We start from the raw sequence: 15705 nt of genomic DNA, 5'->3' as shown, positions 1-15705 counted from the left end.
GATTTCCGGTCCACTTCCCCGCAAAGGTATGCCCCCAGTCCATTGACCCCGTCCCCGTCGGGAGCCGCGTCATGACCCTGGAGTCCCCCGCATCCGCACGGCCCGGCCCGGCCGACCCCGCCGACGACTATCTGGAGCGCCGCACGCTCCGCCGGGGCAGCGCCGGGTGGCTGCTGCTGACCGGCCTCGGCGTCGCCTACGTCGTCTCCGGCGACTACTCCGGCTGGAACTTCGGCCTCGCCGAGGGCGGCTTCGGCGGCCTCGCGATCGCCATGGCCCTGATGGGCCTGATGTACGTCTGCATGGTCTTCTCCCTCGCCGAACTCTCCTCCGTCCTGCCCACGGCGGGCGGCGGCTACGGCTTCGCGCGGCGCGCGCTGGGCCCCTGGGGCGGCTTCCTGACCGGCACGGCGATCCTCATCGAGTACGTCCTGGCGCCCGCCGCCATCTCCCTCTTCATCGGCGACTACGTCGAATCGCTCGGCCTGTTCGGCCTCACCTCCGGCTGGCCGGTCTACCTCGCCTGCTTCGTCGTCTTCATCGGCATCCACCTGTGGGGCGTGGGCGAGGCGCTGCGGTTCAGCTTCGTGGTGACGGGGGTCGCGGTGGCGGCCCTGCTGGTCTTCGCGGTGGGCGCGTTCCTCGACTTCGACGCCTCCCGGCTCGACGACATCCCGGTGCACCACGACGCGTTCGGCTCCAGTTCCTGGCTGCCGATGGGGCTGATGGGCATCTGGGCCGCGTTCCCGTTCGGCATGTGGTTCTTCCTCGGGGTGGAGGGCGTGCCGCTGGCCGCCGAGGAGACCCGCGACCCGGCCCGTACGCTCCCGAAGGCGATCCGCTGGTCCATGGGCGTCCTGGTGGTGCTGGCCCTGCTCACCTTCTTCGCCTCGGCGGGCGCGCGCGGCTCGGCGGCGCTCCAGGACGCGGGCAACCCGCTGGTGGCGGCGCTCCAGCCGGACGGGAAGGCCACGGCGCTCAGCCGGATCGTCAACTACGCGGGCCTGGCGGGCCTGGTGGCGTCGTTCTTCTCGCTGATCTACGCGGGCTCGCGCCAGCTCTTCGCGCTGTCCCGGGCCGGCTACCTGCCCCGCTTCCTCTCCCTGACCAGCCGCCGCAAGGCGCCTTACCTGGGCCTGCTGGTGCCCGGCGCGATCGCGTTCTCGCTGGCGGCGGCGACCGGCGACGGGGCCCGGATGCTGAACGCGGCGGTCTTCGGCGCCACCGTCAGTTACGCGCTGATGTCGCTTTCCCACATCGTGCTGCGCCGCCGCGAGCCGGAGCTCGACCGGCCGTACCGTACGCCGGGAGGAGCGCTGACCTCCTCGGTCGCGCTGGTCCTCGCGTGCGCGGCGCTGGTGGCCACGTTCCTGGTGGACGTGGTGGCGGCGCTGATCGCGCTCGGGGTGTACGCGGTCGCCGTGGCGTACTTCGGCTTCTACAGCCGCAAGCGCCTCGTCGCACGGGCCCCCGAGGAGGAGTTCGCGGCGCTCGCGGCGGCGGAGGCCGAGCTGGAGCGCGGATGAGGGTCGATCGGCGGGACGAGAGGGAGGACGCGGTGGTACGGCCACTGATCGGTGTCAGCACGTATCTGGAGGAGTCGGCGCGCTGGGGGGTGTGGGACTGGCCGGCCGCGCTGCTGCCCGCCCACTACCCGCGCCTGGTCCGGGCGGCGGGCGGCCTCACGGCGATGCTGCCGCCGGACGACCCGGCACGGGCCGCCGAGGTGGTGGCCCGGCTCGACGCGGTGGTGATCGCGGGCGGCCCGGACGTCGAGCCGCTGCGGTACGGGGCCGTCCGCGACGCCCGGACCGGGCCGCCGGCGCCGGAGCGGGACGCCTGGGAGACCGCCCTGATCGAGGCCGCGCTGGCGGCCGGGACGCCGCTGCTGGGCATCTGCCGGGGCATGCAGCTCCTGAACGTGGTGCTCGGCGGCACGCTGGTGCAGCACCTGGACGGGCACACCGGCGGCCACGGCGTGGTCGGCCGCCACACCGTACGGCCCGTGCCCGGCACCCTCTACGCGGGGATCGAGCCGTCGGACGCGTCCGTGCCGACCTACCACCACCAGGCCGTGGACCGCGTCGCGGACGGGCTGGTGGTCTCGGCGCTGGCCCGGGACGGCACCGTCGAGGCGCTCGAACTGCCGGGCGCCGCCTGGACCCTGGGCGTCCAGTGGCATCCGGAGATGGGCGAGGACACCAAGGTGATGCGGGCCCTCGTGGCGGCGGCGGGGGCCCGGACGGCGGCGCCGGTCTACTGAGCCGGGCCCGGCCCCGACCGCGTCAGGGACAGCAGGTCGCGGGCCGGGCCCGCCGGGCGGTGGGCGGCGCGCCACACCGCGCGCAGATCGCGCCGGAGCAGCAGTCCGTCCAGCGGGACGCGGACCAGGCGGCGGGCCGCCAGCTCCTCTCCCAGGGCGAGTTCGCTGAGCACCGAGGGGCCCGCGCCGCTCACCACGGCCGCCTTGACGGCCGTGGTGGAGGCGAGCTCCAGGAGCGGCCGGGCCACCCCGCCCCGGTCCGCGAGCGCCGCGTCCAGCACCTGGCGGGTGCCCGAGCCCTCCTCGCGCAGGATCAGCGGGGTCGCGGCCAGCTCGGCGGCGGCCAGCGGGGCCCGGCGCCGGGCCCACGGATGGGTGGGGGCGGCGACCACCACCAGCCGGTCGTGGCCGATGACGGCCCCGTCGAGCCCGGCCGGCACGCTCAGGCCCTCCACGAACCCCAGGTCGGCCTCGTCGGCCAGCAGCCGCTCCGCGACGAACGCCGAGTTCCCGGCGAGCAGCGACACGGCCGTGCCCGGCCGCTCGCCGCGCAGCGCGATCAGCCAGCCCGGCAGCAGGTACTCGGCGATGGTCATGCTGGCCGCGACCCGCAGCCGCGAGTCGCGCCGCCCGCGCAGCGCCTGCGCGCCCGCGTCGAACGCCTCGGCCGCCTCCACCACCCGCCGCGCCCAGTCCGTCACCAGCGCGCCCTCGGCGGTCAGCCGGGAGCCGCGCGGCGAGCGGTCGACCAGGGCGACCCCCAGCCGGCGCTCCATCGAGCGGATCCGGCTGCTGGCCGCGGGCTGGGTGATGCCGAGGTCGCGGGCGGCCCGGCCGAGGCTGCCGTGCCGGGCGACGGCGATCAGCAGCTCCATCGCGCTCAGATCGGGCACCCGGTGGGACAGCGGTCCCGTGTCCTCGGTGCCGCTCGCCCCGCCTGTCCGGCTCACACTCATAAACCAAGCTTATGTGCTCATAGATACATCCGGTCTGGCGGCCCCCACGGGCCGGGGCGAAGGTGAATACATGGTCACCCTCGCCCCACCCCGCATCCAGGATCCCGCCCGGCGCCACGCCGCCCTCCGCCATCTCGGCCCCAACTGGTACGCCGCGGTCATGGGGACCGCGATCGTCGCCAACGCGGGCTCCGGGCTGCCGGTCCGGGTGCCGGGTCTGACCGTGGTGTGGGGGCTGTCGCTGGCCATGCTCGCCGTGCTCACCGTCGCCCGCGCCGGGCACTGGCTGCACCACCGCGACCAGGCCCGCGCCCACCTCCTGGACCCGGGCGTCGCCCCCTTCTACGGCTGTATGTCGATGGCGTTCCTGGCGGTCGGCATCGGCACCCTGGCCGTCGGCAAGGACGTCATCGGCGAGGGCGCGGCCGTGCCGCTGGCCTGGGTGCTGTACGGCATCGGCACCGCCACCGGGCTCGCCGTGGCCGTCGCCGTCCCCTATCTGATGGTGGTCCGCCACCAGGTCGCCCCCGGCACCGCGTCGCCGGTGTGGCTGCTGCCCGTGGTCGCCCCCATGGTCTCGGCGACGCTGGGCGCGCTGCTGGTCCCGCACGTCGGCGCCGGCCAGGGCCGGGAGGCGATGCTGCTCGCCTCGTACGCGATGTTCGGCATGAGCCTGCTGGCCACCCTGGTGATCCTGCCCGTGGTCTTCTCCCGGCTGGTCCACCAGGGCCCGCTGCCGCTGGCCATGACCCCCGCCCTGTTCCTGGTGCTGGGGCCGCTGGGCCAGTCCACCACCGCCGTCAACAAGCTGGCCGACGTCGCCCCCGGCGCGGTCGAGGCCCACTACGCCGAGGGCCTGGGCTCCTTCGCCGTCATCTACGGCGTCCCCGTCATCGGCTTCGCCCTGATGTGGCTGGCCCTGGCCGCCGCGATGGTGGTGCGCGCGGCCCGCGCCGGGATGACCTTCGCCATGACCTGGTGGGCCTTCACCTTCCCCGTCGGCACCTGTGTCACCGGCGCCGAGGGCCTGGCCCGCCACACCGGGCTGCACGCCTTCGACTGGCTGGCCTACGGCCTGTACGGGCTGCTGGTGGCGGCCTGGCTGGTGGCCGGGGTACACACCGTGCGCGGGCTCAGGAGCGGCAGGCTGCTCGCAGCGCCCCGCTGAGCCCGCCGGGCGCCCCGGCCAGCGACGGGCCGTACCAGGTGAGCAGGCGCCCGTCGACCAGCGCGGCGGGCAGCGGGGCGAACGCCTCCGGGCCGTCCTCGGCGGTGAAGCGGTAGGGCTCGTCGGGCAGGACCACCAGGTCCGCTCCGGCGGCCCGCAGCTCGTCCAGGGGCACCTTCGGGTAGCGCTCGGCGTGGCCCGCGTACACGTTCTCGACGCCGAGGCGGGCCAGCAGGTCGCCCGCGAAGGTGTCGCGGCCCAGCACCATCCAGGGGCGCCGCCAGACGGGCACCACCGCCCGTACGGGCGCGGCGGGCCGCTCGACCGCCGCCCAGGCCGCCACGGCCTCGTCCAGCCAGCGCGGCCGGGCGAGGCCGCAGCCGTCCACCAGGACCCGGGCCAGTTCGGCGAACGCCTGGTCCAGGTCGCGCACTTCGGTGACCAGGACCTCAAGGCCCGCCCCGCGCAGCGCGTCGAGGTCGGCGGGCCGGTTCTCCTCCTCGTTGGCGATCACCAGGTCGGGGCGCAGCGCGGCGATCGCCGCGGTGTCCGGGTTCTTGGTGCCGCCGACGCGCACCGCGTCCAGAGCGGCCGGGTGCGTGCACCAGTCGGTGGCCCCGACGACCAGTCCGGGGGCGGTGGCCGCCACCGCCTCGGTGAGCGAGGGCACCAGCGAGACCACCCGGGGTCCGGCCATCAGTGGCGGGTCTCCTCGATGGCCTCGATGTGGTCGGCGACGGCCACCAGCAGGATGCGGGTGCCGGGCACGGCCGCGCGCCAGCGGTGGCGCACCCCGCCCGACAGGCACAGCGTGTCGCCGCGCTCCAGCCGGTAGGCCCGGCCCTCCGCCTCCACCTCGGCGGCGCCGTCCGCCACGTACATCAGCTCGTCGTTGCGGTGCTGGAACTCGCGGGCGGTGTCGTGCTCGCCGGTGAACTCCATGGCGTGCAGCTGGTGGTGGCCGCGCAGCAGCTGGCGCACGCCCGGGGCCGCGCCCTCGTCGGCGCGGGCCACCTCGACCGTACGGGCGGTGTCGGCGGCGTCGTACAGCTCGGGGACGGTGGTGCCCAGTGCGTCCGCCACACAGGCCAGGGAGCGGGCGCTGGGGCGGGCCCGCTCGTTCTCGATCTGGCTGAGGAAGGGCACCGAGAGGCCGCTGCGCTCGGCGACCGTGGCGAGGGTGAGGCCCAGTTCGCGGCGGAGCCGCCGGACCGCGACTCCCACCCGAAGAGTTTCCTTGTCGTCCATCTCTCCGGTTCCCTCCCCGTCACCTGGTCCACTCCGGCCGCCGCACTGCCTGCACCCTACGCAGCTTCGGCGTCCCGGGGCACCATCGCGCGGAAGATGAGTGCCCGTGCTCCGCGCTGGGCATACCAGCACGGATGGGGCCCCGCCGGAAACCGGCGGGGCCCCTGGGGCTACCAGGACGGCCGAAACCATTCGCCCGTTCGCGCGCCCGTCGTCAGCCGTTCACCGGCGTCCACCGGTCGGCCAGGCCCGGGTTCTCGTCGAGCCAGTCGCGGACCGCCTGCTGCTCCTTGCCCTTGCCGGTCGACTGGATCTTGGCTTCGAGACCGGTGAGCTGCTTCTCGGTCATATGGAAGTTCTTGAGCCAGGAACCGACCTTCGGGTTGTCCCCGGAGAAGCCCTTGCGGGCCAGGGTATGCACCCCGTCGCCCTTGCCCCAGCTGCCCTTGGGGTCCGTGAGCTTCTTCAGGTCGTAGGTGCTGTACGCCCAGTGCGGCGACCAGAGCGTCACCACGATCGGCTCCTTCTTGGCGTACGCCCGCTTGAGCTCGGCGAGCATGGACGGCGTCGAGCCGTCCACGACCTTGTACTCGCCGTCCAGGCCGTACTCCTTGAGGACCTTGTCCTTGAGCAGGCCCATCATCCCGGCGCTCGGCTCGATGCCGATGATCCGCCCCTTGAACTGCCCGGACTTCCCCTTGAGGTCGTCCAGCGAGTCGATGCCCCTCATGTACGAGGGCACGCTCAGCTCCAGCGAGGTCGGGCCGTACCAGGAGCCGAGGTCCTCCAGCTTGTCGTGGTACTTCTGCCAGTAGCTGGCGTGGGTGACCGGGAGCCAGGAGTCCGTCTCGAAGTCGATCTGGCCGCCCGCCATACCGGTGTAGAGCGCGCCCGCCTCGTACTGCTTGGTGTCGACCTTGTAGCCGCGCCGCTCCAGCAGCTCCTTCCAGAGGAAGGTGGAGGCGATGCCCTCGTCCCAGGGGATGTAGCCGAGGGAGACCTTCTTGCCCTTGCCGACGTTCTCGGCGCCGGAGGCGGTGGCCGTGGTCGAGGAGCCGAACATGCCCATGCCGCCCGCCACCAGCGCGAGGACGACCACGCCGACGACGGCGACGGCCGGCTGGGGGCGGTGGTTCCAGAGCTTGGCGCCGGAGGACTTGGCCCGGGCCAGCGCCCGGCGGCCGACCGGCGAGACCTGGCGGCCGAGCGCGCCGGTCATCCGGTCGAGGTACATGGCGAGGACGACGATGGAGATGCCCGCCTCGAAGCCGAGGCCGATGTCGACGTTGCCGATGGCGCGGTAGACCGCGCCGCCGAGCCCGCCGCCGCCGACCATGCCCGCGATGACGACCATGGACAGGCCCAGCATGATGACCTGGTTGACGCCCGCCATGATGGTGGGCAGCGCCAGCGGCAGCTGCACCTTGAGCAGGGTGTTGCGCGGGGTGGTGCCGAACGCCTCGGCCGCCTCGACCAGTTCGGGGTCGACCTGGCGGATGCCGAGCTCCGTCATCCGCACGCCCGGGGGCAGCGAGAAGACGATGGTGGCGATGATGCCGGGGACCACGCCGACGCCGAAGAAGATGATGCCCGGGATCAGATAGACCATGGCGGGCATGGTCTGCATGAAGTCCAGGACCGGCCGGCTGATCGCGCTGACCGTCTTGGAGCGCGAGGACCAGATGCCCAGCGGCACCGCGAGCAGCAGGGTGACCACGGTCGCCACGAGGACCAGCGACAGCGTCGACATCGCCTCGTCCCACAGCTCGATCGAGTCGATCAGGGCGAACCCGCCGAAGGCGAGCACACCGGCGACCAGACCCCGCAGCCACCAGGCGACGACGGCGAGGATGCCCGCGAAGAGCAGCGGGTGCGGCGCGGACAGGACGGCGTCGATGCCGTCGTACATGCCGCCGACGACCTTGGTGATGGCGTCGAACAGCCAGGAGAGGTGGCTCTGGAGGAAGGTGACGGCGCTGTCCACCCACTCGCCGAGGGGAAGCCTAGGCATGGGCCACCTCCTCGGCCGAGCAGGCGACCGGCCCGCGCTCGTCGTCCCCGAGGAAGGCGATCAGCCGCTCCTGCGGCACGACGCCGAGCACCTTGCCGTCGCCGTCCTTGACGGCCACGGGGTGCGGCACGCGCGCGGCGACGGCGCACAGGTCGGCGACGCTGGTGTCGGGGGTGACCGTCTCGCAGTCGCAGCCGGTCCCGGCGTCGGGGCGGTGCGGCTCGGTCATCACGGACAGGGCGGTGAGGACCCGGGAGCGGTCGACGTCCTGGATGAAGGAGGCGACGTAGTCGTTGGCGGGCGTCAGGAGGATGTCCTCGGCGGTGCCGAGCTGGACGATCCGGCCGTCGCGCATGACGGCGATGCTGTCGCCGAGCCGCATGGCCTCGTTGAGGTCGTGGGTGATGAACACGATGGTCTTCTTCAGGCGCTTCTGGAGGACGAGGAGCTGGTCCTGCATGTCCCGGCGGATCAGCGGGTCGAGCGCGCTGAAGGACTCGTCCATGAGGAGCAGATCGGCGTCGGTGGCCAGCGCGCGGGCCAGGCCCACGCGCTGCTGCATGCCGCCGGAGAGCTCGTCGGGCCAGGAGTCGCCCCAGCCGGCGAGTCCGGTCAGCTCCAGGGCCTCGGCGGCGCGCTTCTCGCGCTCGGCGCGCGGCACGCCCTGGACCTCCAGGCCGTACGCGGCGTTCTCCAGCACGCTGCGGTGCGGGAAGAGCGCGAAGTGCTGGAAGACCATGCTGATCTTGGTGGCGCGGACGGTGCGCAGCTCGCTCGCGGACAGGCCGGTCAGGTCCTGGCCGTCGAAGAGGACACGGCCCGAGGTGGGCTCGATGAGCGCGTTCAGCATCCGCAGCAGGGTGGACTTCCCGGATCCCGAGAGTCCCATCACCACGAAGATCTGGCCGGGCTCCACCGTGAACGAGGCGTCGATCACCGCCGCGGTCGTCCCGCCCGCGCGCAGCTCGTCGCGGTCGGCGCCGCCTTCGAGCTCGCGCACGGCTTCCTCGGGTCGTCTGCCGAACACCTTGTAGAGCTGCTCGGCTTGCAGCCTGGACACATACACCTCACGGATAGAACGGAAAAACGGCCCGCATCCCCCGCTCGCGGGCCGTGGAGCGGCACGGAATCGGTCCGTTGCCTCATGCATTAGTTGAAACTGATACCGAGGGCCACTCCAGCGCCGCGCCTGCCCCCGCCCGCTCCCGGCAAACACAAGAGTGATCCAGCTCACTTCCGGAGGGGCTTGCCAGCGGCCCTTGCGGGCGGCTTGTCAGTGGGCTGCGGCATGATCGGGGGGTGACGCGACGCCTGATGCTCCTCGACACCGCCTCCCTGTACTTCCGGGCCTACTTCGGGGTCCCCGACTCGGTCCGGGCCCCCGACGGCACCTCGGTCAACGCCGTGCGCGGCCTGCTGGACTTCATCACCCGGCTCGTCCAGGACCACCACCCCGACGACCTGGTCGCCTGCATGGACGCGGACTGGCGCCCGCAGTGGCGGGTGGACCTGATCCCCTCGTACAAGACGCACCGCGTGGCGGTCGAGACGGCGCAGGGCGTGCCGGACGAGGAGGAGGTGCCGGACACCCTGGCCCCGCAGGTCCCGGTGATCGAGGCGGTCCTGGACGCGCTGGGCATCGCCCGCGTGGGCGTGGCGGGCTTCGAGGCGGACGACGTGATCGGCACGCTGTCGGCGGCGGCCCCCGGCCCGGTCGACATCGTCACGGGCGACCGCGACCTGTTCCAGCTGGTGGACGACGCGCGGGGGGTGCGGGTCCTCTACCCGCGCAAGGGCGTCGGCGACTGCGACCTGGTCGACGGCGACCTGATCCGCACGAAGTACGGGGTGCGGCCCGATCAGTACGCGGACTTCGCGGCCCTGCGCGGCGACGCCAGCGACGGACTGCCGGGCGTGAAGGGCATCGGCGAGAAGACGGCCGCGCAGCTCATCACGGAGTACGGCGATCTGGCGGGCGTGCGCGCGGCGGCCGAGGACCGCACGTCCCGGCTCACCCCCGCCAAGCGCCGGGGCATCGTCGAGGCCGCCGCCTATCTGGACGTGGCGCCGAAGGTGGTCCGGGTGGCGCTGGACGTGCCGCTGCCCGCGTTCGATCCGGCGCTCCCGGCCGAGGCGCTGCATCCGGAGACGGTGGACGGGCTGGCGGAGCGCTGGGCGCTGGGGAGCTCGCTGACCCGGCTGCTCACGACGCTGGGACGCTGAGCGCCGACGGGCCCGCGAGGGGTGAGCCACGGGGGCCGGGGTGCTAACTTAGGTAAACCTAAGAAGAGCAGACGGTTCAGCGTGCCGGCCGGACGGGTCCGGCACACATCAGGGGAGAAACGCTGTGGCAGAACGACCGGCCCGCAAGGGACCCCGGGCCCACGAGACCCATGTGGTGCGTACGGAGTGGATCACTCCGCACATGGTCCGACTGGTCCTGGGGGGCGCGGCGGCGAGCGGCTTCGCCGCCGACGAGTACACCGACCACTATGTGAAGCTGCTCTTCCCGGCCCCCGGGGTGACCTACCCCGAGCCGTTCGACCTGGAGCGGGTGCGCACCGAGTTCCCGCGCGACCAGTGGCCGAGCAACCGGACGTACACGGTCCGCACCTGGGACGCCGAGCGGGACGAGCTGAGCATCGACTTCGTGGTCCACGGCGACGAGGGCCTGGCCGGACCGTGGGCCGCCCGCGCCCAGGTCGGTGACGTCCTGCGCCTGTCGGGCCCCGGCGGCGGCTACGCCCCGGACCCGGCCGCCGACTGGCACCTCCTCGTCGGCGACGAGAGCGCCCTGCCGGCGATCGCCGCCGCGCTGGAGGCGCTGCCCGAGGGCGCGGTCGTCCACGCCTTCGTGGAGGTCTCCGGCCCGGAGGAGGAGCAGAAGATCCTCGCGCCCGAGGGCGTCGAGGTGACCTGGCTGCACCGGGGCGACGCCCCCGTGGGCGACGCGCTGATCACGGCCGTCCGCGAACTGGCCTTCCCCGAGGGCGAGGTGCACGCCTTCGTCCACGGCGAGGCCGCCTTCGTGAAGGAGCTGCGCCGCCATCTGCGCCTGGAGCGCGAGATCCCGCGCGAGCGCCTGTCCATCTCGGGCTACTGGCGCCTGGGCCAGAGCGACGAGGCATGGCGCGCGGTCAAGCGCGAGTGGAACGAGCAGGTGGAACGGGAGCAGGAGTCGGCGAACGCCTAGGGCGACCGAGGGGCGCGGGAGTTGGCTCCCGCGCCCCTCGACTGTTTCCGGACGGCCCTGGGCCAGGTACGGGGTGAAGCCCCGCCCCCGGCACACAAAAAGGTGGCCCCCGCCGGACCGGTCCGGCGGGGGCCACCCCTCGTTCACCGACTGCCGCGCGCGTCAGCTCACCGAGCTGTACGCCACCACTCCCCTGAGCAGCGCGTCGACCGCCTTGCGGGCGTTCTTGGCGACCGTGCTCCCGGCCGCCGAGCCGGGGGACGCCGCGGCGATCTGGCCCAGTACGTCGATGACCTGCTTGCACCAGCGCACGAAGTCGCCCGCGGGCATCTCCGCCTCGCGCAGCACCTCGTCCAGCCCCTGGCCGGAGGCCCACTGGAAGGCGGCCCAGGCGAAGCCGAGGTCGGGCTCGCGCTGACCCACGCCCTCCGTCTGGTTGATCCGGTGGTCCTCCTCCAGCGCGTCGAGGCGGCCCCAGATGCGGACCATCTCGCCGAGCGCCGCCTTGGCCGCGCCCGAGGGCAGCTTGGGCGCCACCGCGTCGTCGGACTGGCGGGCCTCGAAGACCAGCGCCGAGACGCACGCCGCCAGTTCGGCCGGGCTCAGCCCCTCCCAGATGCCCGCGCGCAGGCACTCGCTGGCCAGCAGGTCCAGCTCGCCGTAGAGCCGGGCGAGCCGGCGGCCGTGCTCGGTGACCTCGTCGTCGCGCAGATAGTCCAGCTCGGTCAGGAGCGCCACGATCCGGTCGAAGGTGCGGGCGATGGTGTTCGTCCGCCCCTCGATGCGCTTCTCCAGCTGCCGGGTGTCGCGCTGGAGCCGGTAGTAGCGCTCGGCCCAGCGGGCGTGGTCCTCGCGCTCGTCGCACCCGTGGCACGGGTGGGCGCGCAGCTCGGTGCGGAGACGGGCGATCTGACGGTCGTCGGCGGCCTCCGCGCGCCCCCTGCGGTGCCGCTCGGGCACGATGTGGCCCGCCTTGGTGCGCAGCGCCGACGCCAGGTCGCGCCGGGACTGCGGGGAGCGGGCGTTGAACGACTTGGGGACGCGCATCCGCTCGATCGCCTCCACCGGCACCGGGAAGTCCATCGAGGCGAGCCGCTTGACCTGCCGCTCGGCCGTCAGCACCAGCGGGCGCGGCCCGTCGTGCTGGTCGAAGCCGCGGTGGCCGTTGGAGCGCCCGGCCGGGATGCCCGGGTCGAGCACCAGCGCCAGCCCGGCGAACTTGCCGGTCGGCACGTGGATGACATCGCCCGGCTTGAGCTTCTCCAGGGAGGCCGCCGCGGCGGCCCGGCGCTGGCTGGCGCCCTGCTTGGCGAGCTCCGTCTCGCGGTCCTTGAGGTCGCGGCGCAGTCGCGCGTACTCCTCGAAGTCCCCGAGGTGGCAGCTCATGCCCTCCTTGTAGCCCTCCAGGCCCTCCTCGTTGCGCTGCACCTGGCGGGAGATGCCGACGACGGACTTGTCCGCCTGGAACTGGGCGAAGGACGTCTCCAGCAGCTCGCGCGAGCGGTGCCGACCGAACTGCTCGACCAGGTTGACCGCCATGTTGTACGACGGCTTGAAGCTGGAGCGCAGCGGATACGTACGCGTGCCGGCCAGGCCCGCGAGCGCGCCCGGGTCCATCCCGCGCTGCCAGAGCACCACGGCGTGGCCCTCGACGTCGATGCCGCGGCGCCCGGCCCGGCCGGTCAGCTGGGTGTACTCGCCGGGGGTGATGTCGGCGTGCTGTTCGCCGTTCCACTTCACCAGCTTCTCCAGGATCACCGTCCTGGCGGGCATGTTGATGCCGAGGGCGAGCGTCTCGGTGGCGAAGACGGCCTTCACCAGGCCGCGCACGAACAGCTCCTCCACGACCTCCTTGAAGGTCGGCAGCATGCCCGCGTGGTGGGCCGCGATGCCGCGCTCCAGGCCCTCCAGCCATTCGTAGTACCCCAGGACGTTGAGGTCCTCGCCGGGGATGGCGGCGGTGCGCTCCTCGACGATCTCGCGCACCTTGTGGCGCGCCTCCTCGTCGTTGAGGCGCAGGCCCGCGTACATGCACTGCTGGACGGCGGCCTCGCAGGCGGCCCGGCTGAAGATGAACGTGATCGCGGGCAGCAGGCCCTCCGCGTCCAGCCGCTCGATGACCTCGGGGCGGCCCGGCGTCCAGATCCGGGAGCGCTGGCGCCGCTCGCGCTCGCGGTCCGCCTCGCGCACCATCTTGCCGCGCCTGCGGTCGCGCGGGTTGTACGTCTTCTGGTTCTCCATCCGGGCCATGCGCAGCAGGTCCGGGTTGACCTCGCGGCGGGCGCCGCCGCGACCGCCGTGGTCGGTGGACTCCTCGAAGAGGTCGTACATCCGCCGCCCGGCCAGCACGTGCTGCCAGAGCGGGACTGGGCGGTCCTCGGAGACGATCACCTCGGTGTCGCCGCGGACGGTGTCCAGCCAGTCGCCGAACTCCTCCGCGTTGGACACGGTCGCCGAGAGCGACACCAGGGTCACCGACTCCGGCAGGTGGATGATCACCTCTTCCCAGACGGCTCCGCGGAACCGGTCCGAGAGGTAGTGCACCTCGTCCATCACCACGTAACCGAGGCCGAGGAGCGACTGGGAGCCCGCGTAGAGCATGTTGCGGAGCACCTCGGTGGTCATCACGACCACCGGCGCCTCGGAGTTGACGCTGTTGTCCCCGGTGAGCAGGCCGACCTTGTCCGCGCCATAGCGTCTGACCAGGTCGGCGTACTTCTGGTTGGAGAGCGCCTTGATCGGCGTGGTGTAGAAGCACTTGCGGCCCTGCTCCAGGGCCAGGTGCACGGCGAACTCGCCGACGATGGTCTTGCCCGAGCCCGTCGGCGCGGCGACGAGCACGCCCTTGCCGGCCTCTAGGGCCTGGCATGCCTCGATCTGGAACGGGTCCAGATCGAAGTCGTACAGGTCGCGGAAGGGTGCGAGCGCGGTGGCCTGCTCGGCGGCTCGGAGCCGGGCAGCTGCGTACGCTTCGGCTGGTGAGAGGTCCTCTGTCATCTTGTCTTCGAGCCTACCCGCCACCTCTGACAGAGGGCTCGATCTTTATCGGGACAGCCACACGACCGGGGTGTGAACAGCACGGCGGCCGGGTCCGCGCGCTGCGCGTCCCCGGCCGCCTCCGTGCTGGTCCGCGGTGGATCAGGTGATGTCGTCGTAGCCGTTGATCCGGGTGCCGGTACGCGAGCCGTCGGACTGCTCGGGCAGGGCCGGGGACCGCACCGGCTCGATCTCCCCGATGTCCTGCGGCGTGAGGTCGAGGTCGGACGCCTCGTCGTCGCCGGGGCCCGCCTCGCGGCGCTCGCGGCGGCGCTTGTCGTTGAGGATCGCGATGCCGACGGCGATGAAGTAGAGCACCACGATCGGAGCGGCGAGCAGCAGCATCGACATCGGGTCGACGGTCGGCGTCGCGAAGGCCGCGAAGACCGTGACACCCATGATCATGCCGCGCCACCAGCCCAGCATCCGGCGGCCGGTGATCACTCCGCCGAAGTTGAGCATGATCAGGAAGAGCGGCAGCTCGAAGGAGAGGCCGAAGACCACGATCATCCGCAGCACGAGGTCGATGAGCTCGTTCAGCGGGAGCAGGTTGAGCGCGCCGTCGGGGGTGAACTCCAGGAGCACCTTCGCCGCGGCGGGCAGGACGTGGTACGAGAACCAGCCGCCGGCCACGAAGAGCGGGACGCCCGCCGCGACGAAGCCCAGCGAGTACTTCTTCTCGTTGCGGTGCAGGCCCGGGGCGACGAACGCCCAGAGCTGGTAGAGCCAGATCGGGCTGGCCCCGACGACGCCCGCCACCAGGGACGTCTTGATCATCAACGTGAACGGCGACATCAGGCCGGACATCGTGACGTTGCCGCAGTGGTCCTTGCTGTCCTTCTGGGACAGCGCGTCGAAGGCTTCCTTGCAGCCGACCGACTCCCTGACCGGCTTGATGATCAGGTCGACGATGTCCTTGTAGTAGAACGCCGCCACCACGGCGCAGACAAGGATCGCGAGGACCGCCTTCGCGAGCCGGTTGCGCAGCTCACGGAGGTGGTCCGAGAGGGGCATCCGCCCCTCCGGGTCCCTCTGCTGTTTGCGGGCAGACTTCAGCAACCCACGTCCTCATCTCGTGCGGCAGGGCACCTTGGTGATCAGTGCCTGCTTCGGCCCTGGTGTCAGCGGGTGGAGTCGGTCGGCTCGGTGACGGGACGCGAGCTGCTGACGTCGCCGGGGGCCGACTGGATGGTGCGCTGCGCCGGGGGCTGCTCGCCCGGGTGCGGCGGGTCCGCGGGCGCGGTCTGCTGACCGTCCGACTTCATCGCCTTGGCCTCGCTCTTGAGGATGCGGGCCGACTTGCCGAGCGACCGCGCCATGTCCGGAAGCTTCTTCGCACCGAACAGCAGGACGATGACGACGAGGATCAGAATGATCTCGGGGGCTCCGAGCCTTCCGAACATAAGCTTTTACCTTCTCACCGAGGCGACATGGGTGGGGCTGCGTGGGTCCGACCGGACTGGTGTCCGATCGCATGCGTGCAGCGATCGTAACGCGCAGGGGTAAACGCTGGGCAATCCCCGTGCGTACTCCCGTGACACGGCCCACTGCCTCGCTCCGTGGCCCGCACTCCGAAGCGTACCCAAAGGGACGGACACACAGGAGTGCCCACGTCCCGCACTCGCTCAGTGCAGGGTCTCCCCGGTGGCCGAGAGGTCGACCGCGGCCCGCTCCAGCTCCTCGGCGGCCGTGTTGATCCTACGTGTGGTCTCCGCCACCTGGCTGCCGAGCCGCTGGGCCTCGACGAACACCCTGATCGCGAGCACACCGAGGAGACCGGTCCCGAGGAACCCGAGAACGATGGCGGTCATCGGCCAGAACATGGGCAGA

At 72.4% G+C, this 15705-nt stretch carries 14 protein-coding genes; 5 read left to right on the top strand and 9 right to left on the bottom strand.

Annotated features, from left to right (window positions below):
- The first annotated feature begins 71 nt into the window (after positions 1-71).
- Both eat and AB5J87_RS28690 read left to right on the top strand, forming a co-directional pair.
- Entirely contained in the window at positions 72-1526 is a 1455-nt protein-coding gene (gene eat / locus AB5J87_RS28695) for an ethanolamine permease (RefSeq protein WP_369380662.1), read from the top strand.
- Positions 1523-2263 carry a gamma-glutamyl-gamma-aminobutyrate hydrolase family protein gene (locus AB5J87_RS28690; RefSeq protein WP_369380660.1) on the top strand — a complete coding sequence of 247 codons (741 nt, stop codon included), beginning with the start codon at positions 1523-1525 and terminating at the stop codon, positions 2261-2263. The genes eat and AB5J87_RS28690 overlap by 4 nt, the downstream gene beginning before the upstream one ends.
- Here the strand turns inward: AB5J87_RS28690 and AB5J87_RS28685 are convergent.
- Complete coding sequence (locus AB5J87_RS28685; RefSeq protein ID WP_369380659.1) at positions 2257-3219, bottom strand: LysR family transcriptional regulator; 963 nt, start codon at positions 3217-3219, stop codon at positions 2257-2259. The two genes, AB5J87_RS28690 and AB5J87_RS28685, sit on opposite strands and share 7 nt — an antisense overlap.
- Positions 3220-3289: 70 nt before the next feature.
- Between AB5J87_RS28685 and AB5J87_RS28680 the strand changes: the two genes are divergently transcribed.
- Positions 3290-4387: a TDT family transporter gene (locus AB5J87_RS28680; RefSeq protein ID WP_369380658.1), complete on the top strand. Its 1098-nt coding sequence runs from the start codon at positions 3290-3292 to the stop codon at positions 4385-4387.
- On the opposite strand, the gene AB5J87_RS28675 is transcribed toward AB5J87_RS28680, so the two are convergent.
- From AB5J87_RS28675 to AB5J87_RS28660, 4 genes are all read right to left on the bottom strand, one after another.
- Positions 4353-5084 (bottom strand): helical backbone metal receptor, encoded by a 732-nt coding sequence (locus AB5J87_RS28675; RefSeq protein WP_369380656.1) that lies wholly within the window; start codon positions 5082-5084, stop codon positions 4353-4355. The two genes, AB5J87_RS28680 and AB5J87_RS28675, sit on opposite strands and share 35 nt — an antisense overlap.
- On the bottom strand, positions 5084-5635 hold the full coding sequence (locus tag AB5J87_RS28670; RefSeq protein WP_369380654.1) for a helix-turn-helix domain-containing protein: 552 nt from the start codon (positions 5633-5635) through the stop codon (positions 5084-5086). The genes AB5J87_RS28675 and AB5J87_RS28670 overlap by 1 nt, the downstream gene beginning before the upstream one ends.
- A 214-nt stretch (positions 5636-5849) precedes the next feature.
- Positions 5850-7646, bottom strand: coding sequence for an ABC transporter permease/substrate binding protein (locus AB5J87_RS28665; protein ID WP_369380652.1), 1797 nt, complete (start codon positions 7644-7646; stop codon positions 5850-5852).
- Positions 7639-8706 carry a glycine betaine/L-proline ABC transporter ATP-binding protein gene (locus tag AB5J87_RS28660; protein WP_369380651.1) on the bottom strand — a complete coding sequence of 356 codons (1068 nt, stop codon included), beginning with the start codon at positions 8704-8706 and terminating at the stop codon, positions 7639-7641. The genes AB5J87_RS28665 and AB5J87_RS28660 overlap by 8 nt, the downstream gene beginning before the upstream one ends.
- A 254-nt stretch (positions 8707-8960) precedes the next feature.
- Between AB5J87_RS28660 and AB5J87_RS28655 the strand changes: the two genes are divergently transcribed.
- The gene (locus AB5J87_RS28655) at positions 8961-9869 is read left to right on the top strand and encodes a 5'-3' exonuclease H3TH domain-containing protein (RefSeq protein ID WP_369383698.1); all 909 of its coding nucleotides are present in this window, start codon (positions 8961-8963) and stop codon (positions 9867-9869) included.
- A 124-nt stretch (positions 9870-9993) separates the two neighbouring features.
- The gene (locus AB5J87_RS28650; RefSeq protein ID WP_369380650.1) at positions 9994-10839 is read left to right on the top strand and encodes a siderophore-interacting protein; all 846 of its coding nucleotides are present in this window, start codon (positions 9994-9996) and stop codon (positions 10837-10839) included.
- A gap of 162 nt (positions 10840-11001) precedes the next feature.
- On the opposite strand, the gene AB5J87_RS28645 is transcribed toward AB5J87_RS28650, so the two are convergent.
- From AB5J87_RS28645 to AB5J87_RS28630, 4 genes are all read right to left on the bottom strand, one after another.
- Complete coding sequence (locus AB5J87_RS28645) at positions 11002-13836, bottom strand: DEAD/DEAH box helicase (protein ID WP_369380647.1); 2835 nt, start codon at positions 13834-13836, stop codon at positions 11002-11004.
- Between the two features lie 141 nt (positions 13837-13977).
- The gene (gene tatC / locus AB5J87_RS28640; RefSeq protein WP_369380644.1) at positions 13978-14934 is read right to left on the bottom strand and encodes a twin-arginine translocase subunit TatC; all 957 of its coding nucleotides are present in this window, start codon (positions 14932-14934) and stop codon (positions 13978-13980) included.
- A gap of 62 nt (positions 14935-14996) precedes the next feature.
- Positions 14997-15278: a Sec-independent protein translocase subunit TatA gene (gene tatA, locus AB5J87_RS28635; RefSeq protein WP_358832822.1), complete on the bottom strand. Its 282-nt coding sequence runs from the start codon at positions 15276-15278 to the stop codon at positions 14997-14999.
- Between the two features lie 222 nt (positions 15279-15500).
- The gene (locus AB5J87_RS28630; protein ID WP_369380641.1) at positions 15501-15698 is read right to left on the bottom strand and encodes a hypothetical protein; all 198 of its coding nucleotides are present in this window, start codon (positions 15696-15698) and stop codon (positions 15501-15503) included.
- Positions 15699-15705: the final 7 nt, after the last annotated feature.

Origin of the sequence: Streptomyces sp. cg36, assembly GCF_041080675.1 — a bacterium.
GTDB lineage: Bacteria > Actinomycetota > Actinomycetes > Streptomycetales > Streptomycetaceae > Streptomyces.
Note: the sequence above shows the minus strand (reverse complement) of the source record. Positions and strands in the feature narration are given on the sequence as shown.